At 64.0% G+C, this 19,748-nt stretch carries 19 protein-coding genes; 13 read left to right on the forward strand and 6 right to left on the reverse strand.

Annotated elements, in window-relative coordinates; translation table 11 throughout:
• Position 1 precedes the first annotated feature (1 nt).
• The 4 genes from FGL95_RS12470 to FGL95_RS12485 are packed head-to-tail and all read left to right on the forward strand — an operon-like array spanning position 2 to position 6,027.
• Positions 2-1,522, forward strand: coding sequence for a hypothetical protein (locus FGL95_RS12470; protein ID WP_169587189.1), 1,521 nt, complete (start codon positions 2-4; stop codon positions 1,520-1,522).
• The gene (locus FGL95_RS12475) at positions 1,519-3,003 is read left to right on the forward strand and encodes a glycosyltransferase (protein WP_169587191.1); all 1,485 of its coding nucleotides are present in this window, start codon (positions 1,519-1,521) and stop codon (positions 3,001-3,003) included. The genes FGL95_RS12470 and FGL95_RS12475 overlap by 4 nt, the downstream gene beginning before the upstream one ends.
• On the forward strand, positions 3,000-4,652 hold the full coding sequence (locus FGL95_RS12480; RefSeq protein ID WP_169587193.1) for a glycosyltransferase family 39 protein: 1,653 nt from the start codon (positions 3,000-3,002) through the stop codon (positions 4,650-4,652). The genes FGL95_RS12475 and FGL95_RS12480 overlap by 4 nt, the downstream gene beginning before the upstream one ends.
• A 25-nt stretch (positions 4,653-4,677) precedes the next feature.
• A complete protein-coding gene (locus FGL95_RS12485) occupies positions 4,678-6,027 on the forward strand; it encodes an ABC transporter substrate-binding protein (RefSeq protein ID WP_169587196.1) in 1,350 nt (449 codons plus the stop codon).
• 8 nt (positions 6,028-6,035) lie between these two features.
• Here the strand turns inward: FGL95_RS12485 and FGL95_RS12490 are convergent, their stop codons facing one another.
• The 5 genes from FGL95_RS12490 to FGL95_RS12510 form a co-directional block, all read right to left on the reverse strand.
• The gene (locus tag FGL95_RS12490) at positions 6,036-7,130 is read right to left on the reverse strand and encodes a glycoside hydrolase 5 family protein (RefSeq protein ID WP_240962972.1); all 1,095 of its coding nucleotides are present in this window, start codon (positions 7,128-7,130) and stop codon (positions 6,036-6,038) included.
• 543 nt (positions 7,131-7,673) lie between these two features.
• Positions 7,674-7,859 carry a hypothetical protein gene (locus tag FGL95_RS12495; RefSeq protein WP_169587198.1) on the reverse strand — a complete coding sequence of 62 codons (186 nt, stop codon included), beginning with the start codon at positions 7,857-7,859 and terminating at the stop codon, positions 7,674-7,676.
• A 30-nt stretch (positions 7,860-7,889) separates the two neighbouring features.
• Positions 7,890-8,207: an ANTAR domain-containing protein gene (locus FGL95_RS32940; protein ID WP_169587199.1), complete on the reverse strand. Its 318-nt coding sequence runs from the start codon at positions 8,205-8,207 to the stop codon at positions 7,890-7,892.
• Between the two features lie 296 nt (positions 8,208-8,503).
• The gene (locus tag FGL95_RS12505) at positions 8,504-8,860 is read right to left on the reverse strand and encodes a hypothetical protein (protein WP_169587201.1); all 357 of its coding nucleotides are present in this window, start codon (positions 8,858-8,860) and stop codon (positions 8,504-8,506) included.
• A gap of 35 nt (positions 8,861-8,895) precedes the next feature.
• Complete coding sequence (locus tag FGL95_RS12510) at positions 8,896-9,318, reverse strand: Hsp20/alpha crystallin family protein (protein ID WP_169587203.1); 423 nt, start codon at positions 9,316-9,318, stop codon at positions 8,896-8,898.
• Between the two features lie 156 nt (positions 9,319-9,474).
• Between FGL95_RS12510 and FGL95_RS12515 the strand changes: the two genes are divergently transcribed.
• The 6 genes from FGL95_RS12515 (at position 9,475) to FGL95_RS12540 (ending at position 14,723) form a co-directional block, all read left to right on the forward strand.
• Positions 9,475-9,825 (forward strand): MerR family transcriptional regulator, encoded by a 351-nt coding sequence (locus tag FGL95_RS12515; protein WP_169588138.1) that lies wholly within the window; start codon positions 9,475-9,477, stop codon positions 9,823-9,825.
• Between the two features lie 35 nt (positions 9,826-9,860).
• Positions 9,861-10,109: a hypothetical protein gene (locus FGL95_RS12520; RefSeq protein WP_169587205.1), complete on the forward strand. Its 249-nt coding sequence runs from the start codon at positions 9,861-9,863 to the stop codon at positions 10,107-10,109.
• A 4-nt stretch (positions 10,110-10,113) separates the two neighbouring features.
• Positions 10,114-10,416 (forward strand): hypothetical protein, encoded by a 303-nt coding sequence (locus FGL95_RS12525; RefSeq protein WP_169587207.1) that lies wholly within the window; start codon positions 10,114-10,116, stop codon positions 10,414-10,416.
• Positions 10,417-10,588: 172 nt separating this feature from the next.
• A complete protein-coding gene (locus FGL95_RS12530) occupies positions 10,589-10,774 on the forward strand; it encodes a hypothetical protein (RefSeq protein ID WP_169587209.1) in 186 nt (61 codons plus the stop codon).
• Positions 10,775-11,052: 278 nt separating this feature from the next.
• Positions 11,053-12,297 carry a tyrosine-type recombinase/integrase gene (locus FGL95_RS12535; RefSeq protein WP_169587211.1) on the forward strand — a complete coding sequence of 415 codons (1,245 nt, stop codon included), beginning with the start codon at positions 11,053-11,055 and terminating at the stop codon, positions 12,295-12,297.
• Entirely contained in the window at positions 12,294-14,723 is a 2,430-nt protein-coding gene (locus FGL95_RS12540; protein ID WP_169587214.1) for a tyrosine-type recombinase/integrase, read from the forward strand. Before FGL95_RS12535 ends, FGL95_RS12540 begins: the two co-directional genes overlap by 4 nt.
• 99 nt (positions 14,724-14,822) lie before the next feature.
• Here FGL95_RS12540 and FGL95_RS12545 read toward each other — a convergent pair whose 3' ends face one another.
• Complete coding sequence (locus FGL95_RS12545; RefSeq protein ID WP_169587216.1) at positions 14,823-15,458, reverse strand: TetR family transcriptional regulator; 636 nt, start codon at positions 15,456-15,458, stop codon at positions 14,823-14,825.
• Positions 15,459-15,531: 73 nt separating this feature from the next.
• Here FGL95_RS12545 and FGL95_RS12550 point away from each other — a divergent pair, with 73 nt between their 5' ends.
• The 3 genes from FGL95_RS12550 (at position 15,532) to FGL95_RS12560 (ending at position 19,723) form a co-directional block, all read left to right on the forward strand.
• The gene (locus tag FGL95_RS12550) at positions 15,532-16,401 is read left to right on the forward strand and encodes an oxygenase MpaB family protein (RefSeq protein ID WP_169587217.1); all 870 of its coding nucleotides are present in this window, start codon (positions 15,532-15,534) and stop codon (positions 16,399-16,401) included.
• A 104-nt stretch (positions 16,402-16,505) separates the two neighbouring features.
• The gene (locus FGL95_RS12555; protein ID WP_169587219.1) at positions 16,506-18,311 is read left to right on the forward strand and encodes a DUF3556 domain-containing protein; all 1,806 of its coding nucleotides are present in this window, start codon (positions 16,506-16,508) and stop codon (positions 18,309-18,311) included.
• Positions 18,308-19,723, forward strand: coding sequence for a phytoene desaturase family protein (locus FGL95_RS12560; RefSeq protein ID WP_169587222.1), 1,416 nt, complete (start codon positions 18,308-18,310; stop codon positions 19,721-19,723). Before FGL95_RS12555 ends, FGL95_RS12560 begins: the two co-directional genes overlap by 4 nt.
• Positions 19,724-19,748: the final 25 nt, after the last annotated feature.

The following is a 19,748-nucleotide window of genomic DNA, read 5'->3' on the forward strand; positions in this document are numbered from 1 at the left end:
AATGAGCGCGACGACAGCGACGGCCGATCGACCGGACGAAGCTTTCTCAGTTCGCCAGGTGCTCGAACATGCCGTGCTCGTGTTGGCAATGCGCTGGCTGTTCCTGGTGGTATGCGTCGTCGTCGCATTTCTGCACACGTGGGAACGCGTCGTCGACGAAGCACTGTCGGGCTCGGTGATCGGCTACGTCTTCGTGCTTCCGATACTCGCGGGCATTGCCGGACAGGGCATTGCGCGTCGCCGCAGCGGCGAACTGCCGATCCACGATCGGCAGATCGACACGATTGTGGGCGGACTCGGGGTAATCGTCACTATTGCGATCGAGGGTTTGTGGTTGCGGCGCTACGACAACCAATACTCGCTGTCCCACCTTGATCTCCTGGCCGCGACTGTTTTCAGTGCCAGCGGGGCGATCCTGCTGTTCGGTCTGCGGCCAGTTGCTCGGTTCTGGTCGGTGTGGCTGTTGTTGCTACTCACGGTGAACCCGCTCCTGTATCGCATGGTGGCAATTGCAATGGGCGGCAGTCGATTCGATTACAGCTTCGTGCTGGTGCTTATCGCCGGTGTGGCGGGCGGCATAGCCGTGGCACGTACTCCGCGACGCGCGCTGTGGGGATTCGTATGCACAGTGATTATCGGCCTCTTGACGCTGTGGTTGGTGCAGAGCGTATGGCCGAACGCTCATGTCATCGTTTTGCAGTTGGTTCCCACGGTGACCGCCGCGATCACCACAGGTACCGCATTCTTTCTTTTTGCCCGCCGTGGGCGAACCAAGCGGCCACTCGGCCGGACAGTTCTTCCGACGACTGCGCGTACGGTCGTGCGGTCCGGACTCGCACTTGCAACTGCGACTGTTGTGCTCTTCTTTCTCCCGTTGCCGCCGGTTTTTCCGGAGATCACGACAACGGGACCGCCGGGTTCGGCGAGTGAGCCGCTCGGTGTGCCCACGGGGTGGGGACAGGTCGGCATCGAGGAATACGACTGGGTCCGTTCGTTCTTCGGAAGGGACGCCCGTCTTGTTCGGCAGACCGTCCTCGCGAACGCAGGAAACCCGGGTTGGGATGCGCGGTCCAGGCCTCGGCGACTGGTGGTCGACACGCTGACGACCACCAACGCCGTGACTCTCGGGCTGTACCCGGAAGCGACGCTCTACCGACTGGCGAACACCCGAACCAGTCGGACTTTGGAACTCAAGCTCGGTCACGGTGTGACAGGTTCGCTGTACACGTCCGTCAACGATGATCTGCTCCTGACGTGGACGAAGTTGGTGTTCACGTGGATTCGCGACAATTCAACGCAGCGGGTCACGGTGATCAGCGTCGACAATCACGAATCCGACGCTGAGTTTCCGGTTGCCGCACCGTCGATGGCGTCGAACTTCGGAACCAGCATCGCAGTCTTCCTGCGGGGCAACCACATCGCGGCCAACGAGAACCCGGACTTCAAGGATCTCGATCTGCTGACCGAGTTCGGCACACGGCTGGTATCGGCGCAGTTCGAGCGAGCGGGGGGCGCGCCATGACGGCCGAGCGCCCGCCGAAGGTGGGAACCGAGACTGCAGAGTTTCGTGAGATGGCGCTCGACGACGCGATCAACGGACTGGCGCGACGGGACCCGATGGCCTCCGCTGCAGTCGCTTTCGTGCCCTGGCAGAAGTACACCGCGATCTTGACGGTGGTCGCGTATCTCGCGTGCTTCGTCGTCTGGCCGAAGCCGACGCTTATCGTCTTCAGCGTGGTGTGCACGGCCCTTTATCTCGCGATGATGGTCGACCGGGTGCTGATCTTTACGCGCGGACTCGATGCGTCGGCGATCATCACGATCAGCGACGAACGGGCGCTTGCTATTCCGGATCACGACTTGCCGCACTACACAATCTTGGTCCCTGCGTACAACGAGCCCGAAGTCGTCGGCGACCTCATCGCAGCGATGACCGCGCTGAACTATCCGCACGATCGATTGCAGGTGCTGCTGCTGCTCGAGGAGGACGACGACGTCACCATCGACGCCGCCCGCCGGTCGGGTGTCAGCGATGTGGTCGACGTCGTGCTGGTCCCCGCAGGCGAACCACGTACCAAACCGAAAGCATGCAACTACGGGCTGCATTTCGCCACGGGAACAATCGTGACGATCTTCGACGCCGAAGACCTGCCCGAACCGCTGCAGCTGCGCCGCGTGGTCGCGGCGTTTGCTCGGGTCTCCGAGTCGGTCGCGTGTGTCCAAGCCAAGCTCGCGTTCCACAACGGCTCGCAGAATCTCCTGACGGGGTGGTTCACCGCGGATTATGCGTTGTGGTTCGGCTACCTGCTACCAGGCTTGATGAAGAGCAATGCGCCGATTCCGCTCGGCGGCACATCGAATCACCTGCGCCGCGATGTCATCGAGCAGATCGGTGCATGGGACGGGTTCAACGTCACCGAGGACGCCGACCTCGGTGTTCGGATCGCGTCAGCCGGTTACTCCACGGCGGTACTGGATTCGACAACGCTCGAAGAGGCGAACAGCGATCCGATCAACTGGATCCGACAGCGGTCTCGTTGGTACAAGGGATACCTCCAGACCTGGCTCGTCCACATGCGACGACCGCTGCGGACCTATCGGGCGCTGGGTGCGGTCGGCACCTACCGGTTTACGCTGTTGCTCGCCGGCACGCCGATATCGGCCTGCCTCAACATGATTTTCTGGTTCACGACAGTCACCTGGTTGCTCGGGCAGCCGGCCCTCGTCGTGGAACTGTTCCCGACCTACATCTACTACTTCGCGCTGATTTCGATGATCGTCGGAAACATCGCCACCATCTACATGTACCTGGTCGCCTGCCGCGAAAGTGACAACGCGCACCTGCTGGTGCCGTGTCTCACGATGCCCTTGTACTGGCTGATGATGAGTGTTGCCGCGCTCAAAGGGTGCTGGCAGCTGATTCGCAATCCGTCGTACTGGGAGAAGACTTTTCACGGACTGACCGCGCCTGCCGATTCGGATCCGATCGAGGCGTCGAAATGAGGCGCGGGCCTGTCGCTGTTTTCGGATCGGCCTTTGCGGCATACCTTGCGTTCGGGCTGACACTCAGCGTTCGTTTCGGCTTCATGATGGGTGATGCGTTGAGCCGCACCTCGGCGGCGCAGTCTGTACTGTTCAGTCGCGATCCGCATGTCGGCGCAATAGGTTTCATCTTCACGCCGTTGACAGCGCTGCTGCAATTGCCGATTGTTGCGTTCTCCCAATGGTGGCCGGCACTGACCCGCTACAACATCACCGCAATCACGATATCGGCGCTCTTCATGGCCGGAGCGGTCGTGATGATTCACGGTATCTGTCGTGACCGCGGCTGCGGTGCCATCCAATCCGGTTGCCTTACAGCCCTGTTCGCATTGAATCCGCTGATTGCGAGTTACGGCGCCAACGGGATGAGTGAAGCAGTCTTCCTGTTCTTCATGTGCTGGGCCGTGCGCAGGCTGATCCGGTGGTGTCACTCCGACGACGTCCACGATCTGTTGCTCGCCGGTCTCGCGCTCGCCTTCGGCTACCTGACGCGCTACGACGCCGTCGCGGCTATTGCCGCCGCAGCCTTCGTGGTTGTCGTCGTGACACTTTCGCGAAACGGTTGGGGCAACGCGTCCACGCTGGTCCGACGTGCGGTCCTCGATGCGGTCCTGGTGGCAGTCCCCGGCACTGCGGCGTTCATCGTGTGGTCGGCGACGAGCTGGTTGATCACCGGCCAGGCGCTCGCCCAGTTCTCCTCGGCCTACGGCAATTCGGCGATCCTCGAGCAATCAGGCGGTGGACCGACGGGTGGGCGCCTGGACAACCTCTCGTATGCGCTCGGCGAGATATTTGTGCTCGCACCGGCGCTGGTGGTCATGCTCGCCGTCGTCGGCGTAGTGGCGTGGCGGCGGCGGGATCTGGAATTCGTCGTCGCCCCGCTGCTGTTCGGTGCGGTCTTGGCATTCCAGGTGGCGAGCTACGTACTGGGAACGACATTTGGGTTCATTCGCTTCTACATCTGCGCCGTGCCCCTGCTGATTGTCCTTGCCGCACAGTTGACGTCCGCGCGGGAAGGCGCGTTCCACGCGAAGCGTCCGGGTGCGTACAACCGCAGCCCGCGACCGGCCCCTCGACACACCAGAGTGCTTGCGTTCGCCGGCGTAGCAGCGGTTGCCGTCGGAATGCCGATCACCGCATATGGTGTGCTGCAACCACGTTTGGCCCCGCAGCAATACGCGCTCGGATACCTGTTCGACGAGTCTCCGTCGGCGTCGCCGAGCGCCACCACCGCGAAGCGAATCATTGCGTCGTTCGGAACCGAGCGCAGGCTCGCCGAGTATCTGGACGCCAAGGGACTGCCGCCGGGATCGGTCCTCACCGACACGGTGTACGGCTTCGCGGTCCTCGCCGCGTCCAGCCGTCCCGAGCAGTTCGTTGTGCCGTCGGACGAAGACTTCACCGAGGTTCTGAACGACCCAGGCGGTTACGGCGTTCATTTCATCTTGACCGTGCCCAACAAGGGACGCGGCGAATCCGACGCAGTCAATCGGCGGTACCCGACGATCTGGGAGAACGGGGCAGGCGTGGGAACGCTGTCCATCGAAGTTCCGAACGACGGTGCGGATCAACCGGTTTGGCGAGTATTCGAAGTACTCGGCAGGCGTTGAACGACGGACTCGAGAGGACTGGCGAATGCATAACCGGGCACGGATCGGCGGCGCGCTCGCGGTCGTGCTGGCGTGTGTAGCCTCCGGCTGTTCGAGCGACGGCCTGCTGTGGTCGGCCGACCAGACCGTCACCGTGTCGATCGCGATCGTCGACAACGCGCAGATGCAAAACGCAGTCGCTCTCTCGGCGGAGTTCGAACGCGAAAACCCCAACATCGAATTGAAGTTCGTTCAGCTGTCCGAGAACGAAGCGCGTGCGACGATCGCGGCCGCGGTGAGTACGGCAGCCGACGACTTCGATGTCGTGATGATCAGCAACTACGAAACCGAGCAGTGGGCCGAGAACGGCTGGCTGCGCGACCTGTCCGGCTACATCGCGCGGACTCCGGGCTACGACGAGGCCGACTTCATCCCTTCGCTGCGCCAGTCGCTGTCCCACGACGGGAAGATGTACTCGGTGCCGTTCTACGGGGAGTCGTCGTTCCTGATGTATCGCAAGGACCTGTTCGAGGCAGCCGGGATGACGATGCCGGAGCGGCCGACTTGGGTCGAGGTCGAAGAGTTCGCAGCGCGATTGGACTCCAAGACGAACGGGCAGTCGGGCATCTGCCTGCGTGGCAAGCCCGGTTGGGGTGAGGTGCTGGCCCCGTTGAACACGGTGATCAACACCTTCGGCGGCAGGTGGTACGACGAACAGTGGAATGCACAGCTGACCAGTCCGGAAGTGACACGGGCAGTTGACTTCTACGTCGACCTCGTGCGTCGTTACGGTCAGCCAGGCGCTGCGGCAAGCGGGTACCTCGAATGCGCGACGGAGTTCTCGCAGGGGCACGCCGCGATGTGGTACGACTCCACAGCGGCGGTGTCGACTCTCGAGGACCCGGCGACCAGTCAGGTTGTCGGCAAGGTCGGCTATGCGCCGGCCCCGATCATGTACGAGGCCAACTCGGGCTGGCTGTACACCTGGTCGCTCGGGATTCCGGCGAGCAGCGAAAACCCCGACGCCGCATGGAAATTCGCGTCGTGGATGACCAGCAAGGAATACATCCGGTTGGTAGGCGCTCGGCTGGGGTGGGCACAAGTTCCGCCCGGGAGCAGGGTTTCGACGTACGAGATCCCGGAATACCAGACGGCATCCGCGGCATACGGGCCATTGACAATCGCCGCTATGGAGGCGGCAAATCCGGAGTATCCGACCTTGCTTCCTGTGCCGTACAACGGCATTCAGTTTCTGACGATCCCCGAGTTCAGCAGTCTCGGCAACCGTGTAAGCCAACAGATCAGCGATGCGATCGCGGGCAGAAACGACGTAAGGGACGCTCTCGCGCAGTCGCAGGGGTACGCAGCGGCAGTCGGGGATGCCCACCGGCGCTAGCGACCGAGCTAAGACTGGTCGGCGTGCCGGGCAATCACCGACCACAACGGATCGTCGTATCCGACGTCGTAGGTGCAAGCCTGGGGTCGCGGGTCCGGGACGAAGGCCCAGATCAACGCACCTGCAGCTCCGGCCGTGCGCTGACCTTGGAGCTTTACGTCGATGTTGGCAGCGCGGGCGGCGATCGATTCACAAGATCCGGCCAATTCGCCGACCTCGGCGACGAGTAGCGGTTTACCCAACTCGGCTGCCTGATGCAGGCGCCGAGCCAGACCGTTCGACACGTCGCCAGGCAGCGCGACTCCGCTGGCGCCGTAGTCGTGATACTGCAGCACGTCGACGAACGGGGACTCACCGACAGTTCGGTACTCGTCACCTTGTGCACCGCATTGGCCACCGCCCGCCAGTCCGGCAGTGATGAGAGTTCGAGGGTCGTGTCGACGCAGTTCCGCGCCGGCCGTGTCGAAGAAGGCGCGGAGTACGGTTGCCGCGTCTGCCGTGCACTCACGCAAGGACCACGAGCATGCCGCGTCCAGGCAGCTGCTGGTTTCCGGCTCGCCGACCAGTTCCCACGCCGCAAGGGCTTTCGAGTTCTTCCAGCGGTCGACGGCAGTCGCCATCCAGTCGCGAAAGCTGAGTGCGGGCCGCAGTGCGGCCTGTTGCCAACCATGGACGTACCACGCCCGCTCTTTGAACTCGTTGCCATCACACGAGCCGTCTTGTGGTGCGAGTACCGGGATCAGCAGTTGGTCATGCGTTTCGGCTGCGGCGAATACAGCGTCGATCGACGCGAAATCCCGTGCACCGGTGACGCGATTCGTTGCCAAGGCTTGAAACGCGTTGAACCGGACGACGGAACGAGGCGGCAGGGCGCCGAAGAACCGGTCCAAATCGACTGTCGCGCCGCAACCGGCGTTGATGTCCCAGTCTGTCGCCAGCTGATATGCGTTGAATCCGTATGGCTGCCAGCGTTGCCCGTCGAGCAGCAGGTTCCCACTGCTGACCGTGACGCGACCAACCGTCACTTGCGCGTTGCTTTCGCCACTCCAACCGACGGATACTGCGACGACGATTCCGAGCACCATCGCCAGTCGACCGATCATTCCTTCACCCTAGCTATTGGCGGGCGCCAGTCGACCTAGGCTGAGCGCGCACCGTCGCTTTACGAACATCCTTCTGCGGAGGCCCGCCGCTGGGTCCGCAATCCGCAGGACGAGTGGCCACATCCGCTGACACCTTCGTCGATCGTGAATCGGACCGCGCAACTCAATCCGATACCCCAGTCATCTCCCCGACAACACGGGTAGGAACACCGCAGTTCCCGGTTCTCGTTGCACTCAGCGATTCGCTGCGTGTCCTCGGTCGTGGTGCCGGGCCGGATACCGCCGTCGATCTCGGCGCGCTTGACCCACGTTCGCAACGCCTCCGGAGCACCCCCCCAGTTGCGCAGCGGTCCGCGGCAACGCACCCAATCGCGTCACTGGATCCCGTCGCGCTTCGACCGCCATCCTCGCTGCCCGCTCCCGCAACTCCTGGGCCTGTCAGAACAACGGTGGATCTGAACGTGGTCTGACACGCCGAGCGCGAGCTTGGCGGGAAGGATCGACGATGACCGAAGCACTAGATCCCATGGCAACCGACGTGGATCAACACCAGTTGGTCGCGGTCGGTGACGCGAGGTCGATGCCATGTGGAGCCTCGGTGTCGGACATTCGGGTGTGACGTGTCTGGTGGGGGTAGTCGATGTCGGGGTCGTCGCTACCGATGACCTGCGCTGCTTGCTCGGCGAGGTCGGCCTCGGCTGCGGTGGGAATCGGATCGAGAATGGTCATGCGTGCTCCTTCTCGGGGTTGAGTCCGGCTCTAACGGTTGTGGGCCGGTTCGTGTCGGAGCGGGCCCGGGAACAGGTGGCCCCACTCGTGGCGTGCGATGTCGGCGGGGCCCGTGCCGTCGGTTTCGGAGTCGGTATCAGGACTCGAGTCGATACCGTTTTCTGCATGTTCGACGAGCGCGCGAGCCACGGCGAGGGTGGGGACATGGTGACGTTTGGCAACGTGGACGAGTTCGATGAAGGCCTCGTCGATACTGCAGCGCCGCAGCGCGACGAGCACGCCCTCTGCGGTGTCGAGCATCCGAGCGTCGGCATGGCGGCGGTCCGCTACAGGGTGATGTGTGTCCACGTCACCTCCCCGGTGCTTGTGCGCGGCGCCGTGTGGCCTGATCTGCAACCGTTGGACCCCTCGAAGGAGCGGTGCGCTGGCGCCGCCGGTTGAACGCACTGCTCTGCCGAGGGATGAAGGCTCGAGGGGTGAAGGGAAATGGGGCCGTGGCGCGACCCCGACCAGGTGGTATTGCCGTGTGGCGGTGCGCTCCCGGAGCCCGACCAGAACGGTCGGCATCAGGGTTGGGCGCCGAGATGTGTGGGATGCGGGGTGGTGCCACGGACTCCATGTCTGCTGTATCGAATGTGCGGTCCTCACCTGCCTTTCGAGCTTGTCCGTTCGTGCTTGTCGCAGTGCCACGTTCGCCAAGCGCTGAAGGCGACCGTGCACCCCCGCGTCGGGGGTGCACGCTGCGTAGCGCGGCTGGTGCGCCCCCGATTGCGGCTGCGCGGCTGCGACGGATCAGCCGCCGGGACCGGACTGGTCGGCGCGAGCGCGAAACCGGTGCTGATGACCCGCGGCGGGGGTGGGCACGGTTGCCGGGCGAGCGCCTCACACAAGATCTCGTCGATATCGTCGAAAAACGCCGCGACGTCGGGATCCAGGCGCCAACACGGCTCGATGCCGCTCACCACGCCGACCGTGCCGGGTCGGGTGTCGGTACGAGTCATCGTGCTCACTCCCACCGTGGTCGAGTTGGCCCAGGTCAGGCGTCGATCGCCTGGCGTTGTCCGTTGCCGTGCGCGATCTCGATCTTGCGGGGCTTGGCCTGCTCTGCCACCGGAATCCGCAACCGGAGCACGCCGTCGGTGTAATCCGCCTGGATCCGGTCGGTGTCGAGTTGCTCGCCGAGAAACAGTTGGCGGCTGAACACCCCACGCGGTCGCTCGGCCGCGATCATGTCCCGGCCGGTATCCACATCCGGACGTTCGGCCCGCACGGTGATCACGTTGCGCTCGATATCGAGATCCAGCGAGTCCGGTTTCATGCCGGGCAGGTCGAACTCGACCACGAATTCGTCGCCCTCGCGCCAAGCGTCGATCGGCATCACCGTCGGTCGGGCCGAGGTGCCGAACACCTGCTGAGTCAGGCGGTCGAGATCTCGGAACGGGTCGGTACGCATCAACATCGTCGCCACCTCCAACAACTCCAATCTAGTATCGATGTCACCACTTATCTGTGGTAACCGACATAGATTTATTGTGCCACTCGCGCTACACTGCATCAAGAGTCGACAACGACAATTTTCCAATGACGCACCACGACAACGAAAGACGAAGCCATGATGATCGCCCCGGACCAACCCGCGGGTGTGCCGCTGCCCGACCAGGGCGTGTTCGGCATCTCCACCGCGGCGGAACTGTCCGGCGCCCCCGCGCAGTCGCTGCGACTCTACGAACGCCACGGCCTGCTCACTCCCGCTCGCAGCGACGGAGGAACCCGGCGCTACAGCAGCGACGACATCACCAGGATCCGTCGGATCACCGCCCTGCTTGCCGCCGGGGTCAACCTGACCGGTATCGGACACATCCTGAACCTGGAAGACGCCAACACCGCACTGCGTGAGGCCAACGCGAGCTTCGAGAACGCTGCCACCGGCAAGGAAAACAAACGCCGCCACCCGCCCCGGCGCTAACCAACGACCCGACCACAACGACACCCGCGACCCTCATGGACCACACCGACAACACCCACCCACTGCATTGCTCCTACTGCGATCGGCGCTTTGCCACCGATCGTCGCGACCTACGCGCCGACGCCCACGTCAACGGCTGGGTCGTCACCGCCGAACTGACCATCTGCCCTGCCTGCGCAAACGCCCACGCGAACACTCGGTCAGAAGCCGGCCGCCATCCGAACGAGCAACCGACACCACGCTCCGACAACACAGATCTCGGCACCACGACCCGGACGGAATGACGCGATGGCCAACGAATTCGACGACATCCAAGACCTGATCGGTCACGCCACCGAGATCGCGTCCAAGCTGCGCCGGCTGAGCGTGGAACTCGGCGCGATCGCCACAGCGTTCGCTCACGTCGACCTCGCGCCCGCGACGACCGTCGGAACGGATCAAGCCGCCGACGTCCTCGCCCGAGTCGTCGAACACCTGACTGCGGCGCGCGATGTCGTCGACATCGGACACGACACCATCACCGTTGCCATCGGTCACGCCGACCGGATCGACGGCCTCACACGGACGAAACCCGATGGAAGAACATCGTGAGCGAAATGATCAACCCTGCCCGAAAACCTCGGAGGACAACGCCGTCGGAGCCGATCAACCTCGGGTCTGGTGTCGGTATCGGCGATGTCGCCGACCGCGTCACCAACCCTCGACGAACGGCCCCCGGTGCAGACCGAGTCAGAGTGACGTGCCGACATGAAGGAGGCCGAAGATGACGATGGTCGTGGGTAACCGGAAACTGAATGTGCGCTGCACCCACGCCGGGTGTCGCAATACCGTCGCACGGAAACTGTCCAAAGCGACGGCGAGCAGCGAGCGAACCAAGGCCGCCGCACGCGGTTGGACCATCGGCACCGAAGGCGACAACTGCCCCTACCACGGCCCACCTGCCCAGTAATGGACCGGTCGCGCTGCGCCACGGAATCTAGATCAACGGGACAGGTCAGCTGGAGGCGTTGGCAGCGCGACCTGGCGGAAGCCGAGGTCATCCAGAGAAGCTACGGAGAATCTCGTCGAGAAGATCCTCTGCAACATCCGGGTCGACGGGCTCACACTCGATCCCACTCCTGCGTCCTGTTGACCGGACTTAACGAGCGACACGCCGACTGATGCGTGATCGTATGTCCGGGCCGACCGTTAGACACAGCACGTGTCCAACCAGGAAGGCGTGTCAGCTTGTTCGACGACGTAGAACGCGAGATCGAATCGATCGTGTTGCCTCATTGGGGCGCTGTCCGTCGCGCGGCGGGCGCTGCTCCATGGCTGGTATTAGATGACGCGAGCGCGCCGGTGGTGCCGGTCCGTATATTCCTGACCGACTTCGTTGCGCGAGACAACAGCCCGAAGTCGGTGCGCAGCTATGCGTTTGGCCTACTGCGTTGGTGGCGCTGGCTGCACGCACTAGGTGTGGATTGGAACAAAGCCACGCCCGCTGAAGGGCGGGATCTGGTGCTGTGGCTGAGGCAAACAAGCAAGCCGAGGAACCTACCTCGGACGAAATCGCTCAGCACCGCGGGCACGATCAACCCCATCACCCGCAAGCGGTATCTAGACGACCAGTACGCGATACGCACCATCAGACACTCGCCCACAGTAGTGCGCTCGTTTTACGAGTTCTGGATCGAACGCGGGGAAGGTCCACTGATCAACCCGATCCCACTCGACCCGACGCACGGCCGCCCCCACGCGCATCACAATCCGATGCTGCCATTTCGCCCCGAAGGGCGGATCCGCTACAACCCGACACCGCCAAAACAGCATCCACGCGAGATCCCCGACGACCGGTGGCGGGAACTGTTCAAGGCGCTTCGGTCAAACCGCGACCGCGCCCTACTGTCCCTGGTTGTCAGCAACGGCGCCCGTGCACAGGAGATCCTCGACATCCGGATGGCCGACGTCGACTGGGGCGATCAGCTGGTTCGAGTCACTCGCAAGGGCACCCGAGCCGAACAGTGGCTGCCCGCTAGTCCTGATGCATTCGTCTGGCTACGCCTGTATGTCGCCGACCTCGGCGAGCGCATCGAACCCGGCGAGCCGCTGTGGCAGACGCGGCGGCGCCGCGATCGCGGTGTTGGGCTGCGGCGTCAGCCGATGAGCTACGAAGCCCTCCGGAAGGTTCTCACCAGGGCTAATGACACGCTCTCCACGAACTGGACCATGCACGACCTGCGGCATACTGCGGCCCTTCGCATGGCCCGAGACGAAAACCTGTCCGCCCGTGATGTGCAGACGATCCTCGGTCACGCTCACCTGTCCACCACCGCAGACATCTATCTCATCGAAGACCACGACGAAGTGATCCGCCGCGTTCGGTGTCACCTGGCCGAGCGCGAGCAGATCGCTGCGCAACCGGCACCCGACGTGGCTACGGGTTATGACGAAGCGGTTCTCGATATCTTGTTCGGCGGTCCTCGACGATGACGCAGACCGAGGTACCAATCGATCAACCGCGCCGACGGACCGCGCGCCCGGCCCTGCCCTACAAACAACACGATCATTTGGCACCGATCACTCCCGCCGCGGGCGGTGCCCGAGACCGACTCGCGATCGACACGGTGCTCGAGTTGCTCCCCACCTCGACATGGGCTCGGCGGCACAAAGGCACCGCCGACGTCGGTCCGCGACGGATCTTGTCGTGGCTCGACACCTACCCGGGCTCCGGATGGCAGGACCGCTGGGTCACGTCGGGAGCCGACAATGACCTGGCATGGATCGACACGCTGATCAGTGCAGACGATCCCCGCATCCCATCTAGCCAACACTCCCAATTAATGGACGGGGTCGCGCGTCTGTTGCGCGGTCGAATCGTCTTTCCCAGCTACGGATTTTTGACCAGCTACAACCCCGCGACGCTCTATCCCAGAGCGCGTGCAGCTTTCCGGCCGGACCTGTTCGAACGGTTCGATTCGCGTGCCGGCCAACTCGCCGGCACCCGTCGTCAACACAACTGTGCACTGGTAGTGGCAAGCAAGCTTGTTCTGCACACCGGCCGAGATCTCGACGAGCTCACCCCCGAGCACCTACTCGCATACCGCGCATGGCACTTCAGCGTGTTCAGAAAATCCCCCAGCGGCCTGGATCTCGCCTGGAGTGTGCTCGCCGAAGTCGCGGACTTCGAGGAATATGCCACGCTTGCCGATGCGGTGCGGCTTGGGCAGCGGACCACGACCGAACTCGTCGATGCCTACGACGTGAAGCACCGCACGGTCCGCGAGGTCTTGATTCGTTACCTCGACGAGCGACGGGCGGGCCTGGATTACAACACCTTTCTGCACATCATCTGGGCTCTGGTGGGAGTGTTCTGGGCAGACATAGAACATCATCACCCCGGCCTCGACACGCTGAATCTGCCCGCAGAGGTTGTCGACGCGTGGAAGCAGCGTCTTCGAACGGTCACAACGAACGACGGCGGTAGCCGGCCGCGACGTGAACGCACAAGAATCCTGATCACCGTCCGCTCCTTCTATCGAGATCTTCAGCAGTGGGCGGCCGACGATCCCGCCTGGGCTGCATGGAGTTTCCCGAATCCCATCCGCAAGAACGACACCGCTGGATTCATAAAGGCCAAAGCGAAGACGACCGCAGCGATGCACCAGCGCGTCCGTGAACGCTTGCCGCATCTGCCGATACTTGTCGACACCGCCGAACGCCTCAAGACGGAGCAGGCCGCCCTTCTCGCCGCGACCAATGCCGCCGCCGTCGGTCAGACCTTCGAGCACGCCGGACGCCAGTATCGGCGCCGGGCACTGAAATCCCTCGATCGTCGCGGCGCTTACCAGCTGTTGGAACCACCGACTCGGATCGAGGATCTCACGACCGGCGAGCAGATCGACGTGGGCAAGAAGGAACACGAGTCGTTTTGGGGTTGGGCTGTCATCGAAACCCTTCGCCATACCGGCATCCGAGTCGAAGAGCTCCTCGAAATCACCCACCTGGCTCTCGTCTCCTACCGGGTGCCCGCCACCGGCGAACTAGTCCCGATGCTGCAGATCGTGCCCTCCAAGACCAACGAAGAACGCCTTCTCCTCGTCAGCCCGGAACTCGCCAACGTCCTGGCGATCATCATCACCCGACTCCGCACCGAGAATGGCGGGACGATCCCGCTGACCGCTCGCTACGACAAACATGAACGCGTCATCGGATCGCCTCTACCTCACCTGTTCCAGCATCGTCACGGCTGGAGTTGGGCGATCCCGGTCGACCGCACCATTCAGAAGTGGCTCAACCAGATACTGCAGCGGACGGGACTGCGCGACGCCGCTGGAGCGCCGCTGCGCTGCACACCTCATGACTTCCGGCGCATGTTCGCCACCGAAGCTGTCAGCGGTGGGCTCCCCATCCATATCGTGGCAAAGCTGCTCGGGCACAAGACCATCGACACCACGCAGGCTTACACGGCAATCTTCGACGACGAGCTCGTTCGCTCCTACCGTTCGTATCTCGACGCTCGACGCACGCTGCGACCCGAAGAGGAATACCGCGAGCCCAGCGACGAGGAGTGGCGCGACTTCGAGCAGCACTTCGAGCAGCGAAAACTCGAACTCGGAACCTGTGGTCGCCCTTACGGCACTCCGTGCAAACACGAACACGCCTGCATCCGATGCCCCAGTTTGCGCGTCGACCCCCGCGCCCGTGATCGAATCGTCGACATCATCGCCAACCTTCGGGCCCGCATCGATGAAGCCCGCGCGAACGGCTGGACCGGTGAAGTCGAAGGCCTCAAAGTGAGCCTCAACGCCGCGGCAGCCAAACTCGTGAGTCTTGACAAGATGCGAGGCCGCGACCGCGACACTTCCGGCGGGATCACCGAACTCGGTATCCCGGTCATCATCAGCGCCACTCCGTGACACCCGACCTTCGATCCAGCTCGACTCGCGACACGAGCCCCGCAATCAAGTGCACATGTGGTTAGTGCGGATAAAGCTGGTGGCAGCGGATACTCGCCCTCAGTCATCGGTTCGGTGGAAGGCAAGGCGCGCAAACGTCGCCTTCGCGATGTCGGATACGGCGCGGTCGTCGTCGAGGGGGAGAGCGGTGTCGGTGGTGAGGATGAACGATTGCGCGATGCGCATGAAGATTTCAGCCAGTATTTCCGGCTCTGCGGTGAGCTTCGCTCCGCGGTCGCGTGCTTCGACCAGTCGTGCGGCGAGGAACCCTTTACCCAGGGCCAGGTAGGGGGCGCCGCTGGTGGTGAGCATGGGCAGCACCCGGTCCGGGTCGGATTCGATGAACGCTTGGAGCAGGTCGTGCTCGCGGAGCGAGCGGGTGAAGACCAAGAACGCCGCGACAAGGGCTTCTTCGGGATCGTCGAGGTCGGCGACGGCGGCATCGACGTGCGCGAGCACCTCCTGTGCTTCGCGGACCAGCAGTGATTCCAGCAGGGCCTCGCGGGTGGGGAAGCGTCGATACAGCGTTGCCGGTGCGACTTTCGCGGATTTGGCGATGTCGGCGAGCGAGGTGCGGCGCAGGCCGTGCCGCACGAGTAGCCCGCGAGCTGCGGTGAGGATGACCTCGGCGTATGAGTCCAGCACGGGGGCGTCGTCGACCGAGACTTCGTCTACCGACCGTTGTGCGGGCTTCACATCGGGATCGTACTGCGCTAGCGTAAGAGAGTAAATTCTATTGTTACTCTCTCGCGCAACGAAGGGCGATACCTTGACGAGCACCGCGTCCGACCCGCTTCCGTCCCGATCCGAGGCCGCACTCCCGGCGCTGGATTCGTCGTCGTTGACCTGGAAGCTTTTCGGGGACATCCGATCGACCCCGATCGGACTTCGCACGGCGACATTGCAGGCGATGCATCCTGGGGTCGGGGCGGTGCTCTGGGACAGTTCGCGGTTCCGGTGGGAACTGTTCGATCGGCTGCTGCGGTCGCTGCCACCGATCCTCGGGGTCGTCTACGACGATCCCGCCGAACGCACCGGGCGCACGGTCCGCGACTTCCACAAAGGCCGGGTCGGCACCGACGCCTACGGTCGCCGCTGGCACGCGCTCGGCCCCGAGGTCTTCTTCTGGGTGCACGCCACCTTCGTCGAGTCCATGGTCGCCACACAGGATCACTTCGGCACTCCGCTGACCACCGCCGAGAAGGACCAGCTCGTCGCGGAATCGCACGCCTATTGGAACGCCTACGGCGTGCGGGCACCCCGCGAATTATGGTCGGACTGGGTAGATTTCGAGGCGTACTGGAACGACGTGCTGGAAAATCGGCTCGACCGCAATCAAACCACCGACTCGGTGTTCGTAGATCGCGCCGCTTTTGTGGTGGTTCCGACGGGGGTCCCGCCGATCGTGTGGCGTCTGGTGCGCCGCCCGGTCAGGGGCGTAAGCCTGTGGCTCACCACCGGACTGTTACCCGAACCCGCACGGCAACGCCTCGATCGTGACTGGACCCGTGCCGATGCGTTGATGCTCACCGTGATCACCGCCCTGGTGCGCCATTCCTGGCCCGTCATGCCGACGCAATACAGGTACTTCCCGCGTGCCCGAGCCGGTCTCGGGCGCGCCCGCAGTTGTTGCCGCTAGCACGTCGACACGACGGCCTCGGCGTGGGTCCAGTCGTGGGCTTGTCGCCGAAAACACTGACTTTCAACGAAGTACGACTCCCTGCCATGCAAAGGAAGCCGATCATGGGTTTCATCCAACCATTCCTCCCGCCCGTCGATCCCGACGAATTCTTGACCAAGCCTCTGATGGAGCGGATGCAGATACTGGCTCGCAGTTGGGCGGAGAACGGTTTCGGTGTTCCGACCGTGGTGCACGTGATCTACATCGTGAAGCTGCTGGTGTTCTACGTGCTCGGCGGTGTCGTGGTGGCGACGGTGACGTCGGATCTTGCGGCGTTCTGGCATGTCTCGCAGTGGTGGAACCAGCCGATCGTGTACCAGAAGGCCATCTTGTGGACGCTGCTGCTGGAGACGATCGGCGTCGCCGGGTCGTGGGGGCCGCTGGCCGGGAAAACGAAGCCTATGACGGGCGGCATCCTGTTCTGGGCCCGGCGGGGCACCATCCGGCTCCGGCCATGGCGACGGGTTCCCTTCACCGCCGGGGACAGGCGCACCAGAGTCGACGTGCTCCTCTACCTGACGCTGCTGGCCACCGAGATCGTCGCGCTCGTCCTGCCGGGTCGGCACAGCGGCTCGTTGTCGGAACTGTTGCCCGACAATACATCCGGTCTGGTTGCGCCGGTGCTGGTCATTCCCGTGGTGGCGTTGCTGATCGTCATCGGGCTGCGCGACAAGACGGTGTTTCTGGCCGCCCGCGGGGAGCAGTACCTGCCGGCGCTGGTCTTCTTCGCGGTGCTCCCGTTCGGCGACATGATGATCGCTTTGAAGCTGCTGATCGTCATCGTCTGGCTCGGGGCGGGTTGCTCCAAGTTCGGCCGCCATTTCGTCAACGTCATCCCACCGATGGTGAGCAACAGTCCGGCGCTACCATTTCCGTCGATCAAACGCGCCCACTACCGCGACTTCCCGAACGATCTGCGCCCGTCCCGACTGGCTGCGGTGACCGCCCACGGCGGGGGCACATTCATCGAGATCATCACCCCGCTGGTGTTGCTGTTCTCCCCGTTCCCTGCGCTGACCACCGCGGCGGTGGTCGTGATGGTGGTTTTCCACATCTTCATCGTCTCCACGTTCCCCATCGCGGTGCCGCTGGAGTGGAACGTGCTGTTCGCCTACGCCACCATCTTCTTGTTCGTGGGATTCCCCGTCTGGGACGGGTACGGGATCACCGATATGTCCTCGTCGTGGCTGACGGCCGCGATCGTGGCGGGTCTGCTGCTCTTCCCGATCTTGGGGAACGTGCGCCCGGACTTGGTGTCCTTCCTCCCGTCGATGCGCCAGTACGCCGGCAACTGGTGCTCCGCATTGTGGGCGTTCACACCGGGTGCCGAGGACAAACTCGACCGGGTTACCGGCCCCAGCACCAACCAGGTCAAGCAACTGATCGGATTTGGCTACGAGCCGGCGTGGGCCGAAATCCTGGTGCAGATGTCGCCGGCGTGGCGCAGCATGCACAGCCAAGGCCGCGGCCTGTTCTCGGTGCTGCTGCGGCACCTGCGCGATATCGACACCCGTGCGGTTCGCGAGGCCGAGATGGTCTGTAACTCGTTGATCGGGTTCAACTTCGGCGACGGGCACCTGCACAACGAAGACATGATCGCGGCCGTGCAAGACCAAGCCTGCTTCGAGCCCGGTGAGCTGGTCGTCGCGTGGGCGGAATCGCAAGCCGTCGGGAGTGCGGTGCAGCATTACAAGGTGATCGACGCCGCGCTCGGGGTGATCGAACGCGGCACCTGGAACGTGGCCGACGCGGTGGCCGAGCAACCGTGGCTGCCCAACGGTCCCATCCCCACCCAGGTGACCTGGACCCGCCCAGCGCGTCGACGCGAGGACCGCGGTGTGGCATCGGGGTTCGGGGCGGTGACATGAGTACCGCGATCGTCATCGGTGCCGGACCGAACGGGCTGGCCGCCGCCGTCGCTCTGGCTGCAGCGGGAGTGCAGGTCACCGTGCTGGAGGCGGCCGAGGAGGTCGGAGGGGGTGCTCGATCCAGCGAGGCCATTGTGCCCGGGCTGCTGCACGACCACTGTTCGGCGTTTCATCCGATGGCCGTCGGATCGCCGTTTCTCCACAGCTTGGACCTGGACCGGTACGGATTGTCGTGGCGCTGGCCCGAGATCGACTGCGTGCACCCGCTCGACGACGGCAGCGCCGGAGTGCTGTACCGGTCGATCGAGGACACCGCCGCCGGGCTCGGTCGCGACGGCACGCGGTGGCGACGGATATTTGCCGGTCCGTCGGCACGATTCGATGCCCTGTCCACCGACATCATGGGACCGGTGCTGCGGGTGCCGAGACATCCGCTGACGCTGGCCCGTTTCGGGGCGCCGACCGTGCTGCCGGCGTCGGTTACGGCACAAGCATTTCGGACCGAACAGGGCCGCGCGTTGTTCGGCGGTGTTGCGGCGCACGCGTTCCGTCCGCTGCATTACCCGATGACCTCGGCGATCGGGCTCGGAATCATCACCGCCGGACACCGGCACGGCTGGCCGGTCGCCGCCGGCGGCTCACAAGCCATCAGCACCGCGCTGGCCGCGGTGCTGGACGATCTCGGCGGCAAGATCGAAACCGGGACCCGCATCGAGAGCGCGGCACAGCTGCCACCCGCCGATATCACCATGTTCGACCTGGCACCCGGCGCAATCGCCCACATTCTCGGGGACCGGCTCCGGCCGCGCATGGCACGTGCGTTTCGCCGATTCCGCCATGGGCCGGCTGCGTTCAAGGTCGACTTCGCCATCGAGGGTGGGGTGCCCTGGACGAATCCGCACGCGCGGCGCGCCGGAACCGTGCACCTCGGAGGCACCTACATCGAACTGGCCGCCGGGGAGCGCGACATTCACGCGGGGCGGATGCCGGCGCGGCCGTTCGTGCTCGTCGGACAGCAATATCTCGCGGACCCGCAACGCTCGGTCGGTGACATTCACCCGGTGTGGACCTATGCCCATGTCCCGCACGGGTATTCCGGTGATGCCACTGCGGCGATCGCCACGCAGATCGAGCGGTTCGCGCCGGGGTTCCGGGAACGCATTGTCGGACAACAGGTTCGCTCCACCAGGCAGCTGTCCGAATACAACGCCAATTATGTCGGCGGCGACATCGTCAGCGGGGCCAAGGACATCCGGCAACTGCTGTTCGGGCCGCGTATCACGTTGTCCCCGTACAAGCTCCGCGTCCCGGGCATGTACATCTGCTCGGCTGCTACCCCGCCCGGACCTGGAGCGCACGGTATGTGCGGATACAACGCCGCGGTAACCGCTCTCGCCGAACTCGCCCGCTGAATGAACTCCGAAACGGCCGAACAGA

Source organism: Antrihabitans stalactiti (assembly GCF_012932915.1).
GTDB classification, from domain to species: Bacteria; Actinomycetota; Actinomycetes; order Mycobacteriales; family Mycobacteriaceae; genus Antrihabitans; species Antrihabitans stalactiti.

Bases quoted from the DNA above. Each gene is read 5' to 3' on its own strand.
- FGL95_RS12470 (WP_169587189.1), top strand. From the start codon at position 2: ATGAGCGCGACGACAGCGACGGCCGATCGACCGGACGAAGCTTTCTCA.
- FGL95_RS12475 (WP_169587191.1), top strand. From the start codon at position 1,519: ATGACGGCCGAGCGCCCGCCGAAGGTGGGAACCGAGACTGCAGAGTTT.
- FGL95_RS12480 (WP_169587193.1), top strand. From the start codon at position 3,000: ATGAGGCGCGGGCCTGTCGCTGTTTTCGGATCGGCCTTTGCGGCATAC.
- FGL95_RS12485 (WP_169587196.1), top strand. From the start codon at position 4,678: ATGCATAACCGGGCACGGATCGGCGGCGCGCTCGCGGTCGTGCTGGCG.
- FGL95_RS12490 (WP_240962972.1), bottom strand. From the start codon at position 7,130: ATGATCGGTCGACTGGCGATGGTGCTCGGAATCGTCGTCGCAGTATCC.
- FGL95_RS12495 (WP_169587198.1), bottom strand. From the start codon at position 7,859: ATGACCATTCTCGATCCGATTCCCACCGCAGCCGAGGCCGACCTCGCC.
- FGL95_RS12505 (WP_169587201.1), bottom strand. From the start codon at position 8,860: ATGACTCGTACCGACACCCGACCCGGCACGGTCGGCGTGGTGAGCGGC.
- FGL95_RS12510 (WP_169587203.1), bottom strand. From the start codon at position 9,318: ATGTTGATGCGTACCGACCCGTTCCGAGATCTCGACCGCCTGACTCAG.
- FGL95_RS12515 (WP_169588138.1), top strand. From the start codon at position 9,475: ATGATCGCCCCGGACCAACCCGCGGGTGTGCCGCTGCCCGACCAGGGC.
- FGL95_RS12520 (WP_169587205.1), top strand. From the start codon at position 9,861: ATGGACCACACCGACAACACCCACCCACTGCATTGCTCCTACTGCGAT.
- FGL95_RS12525 (WP_169587207.1), top strand. From the start codon at position 10,114: ATGGCCAACGAATTCGACGACATCCAAGACCTGATCGGTCACGCCACC.
- FGL95_RS12530 (WP_169587209.1), top strand. From the start codon at position 10,589: ATGACGATGGTCGTGGGTAACCGGAAACTGAATGTGCGCTGCACCCAC.
- FGL95_RS12540 (WP_169587214.1), top strand. From the start codon at position 12,294: ATGACGCAGACCGAGGTACCAATCGATCAACCGCGCCGACGGACCGCG.
- FGL95_RS12555 (WP_169587219.1), top strand. From the start codon at position 16,506: ATGGGTTTCATCCAACCATTCCTCCCGCCCGTCGATCCCGACGAATTC.
- FGL95_RS12560 (WP_169587222.1), top strand. From the start codon at position 18,308: ATGAGTACCGCGATCGTCATCGGTGCCGGACCGAACGGGCTGGCCGCC.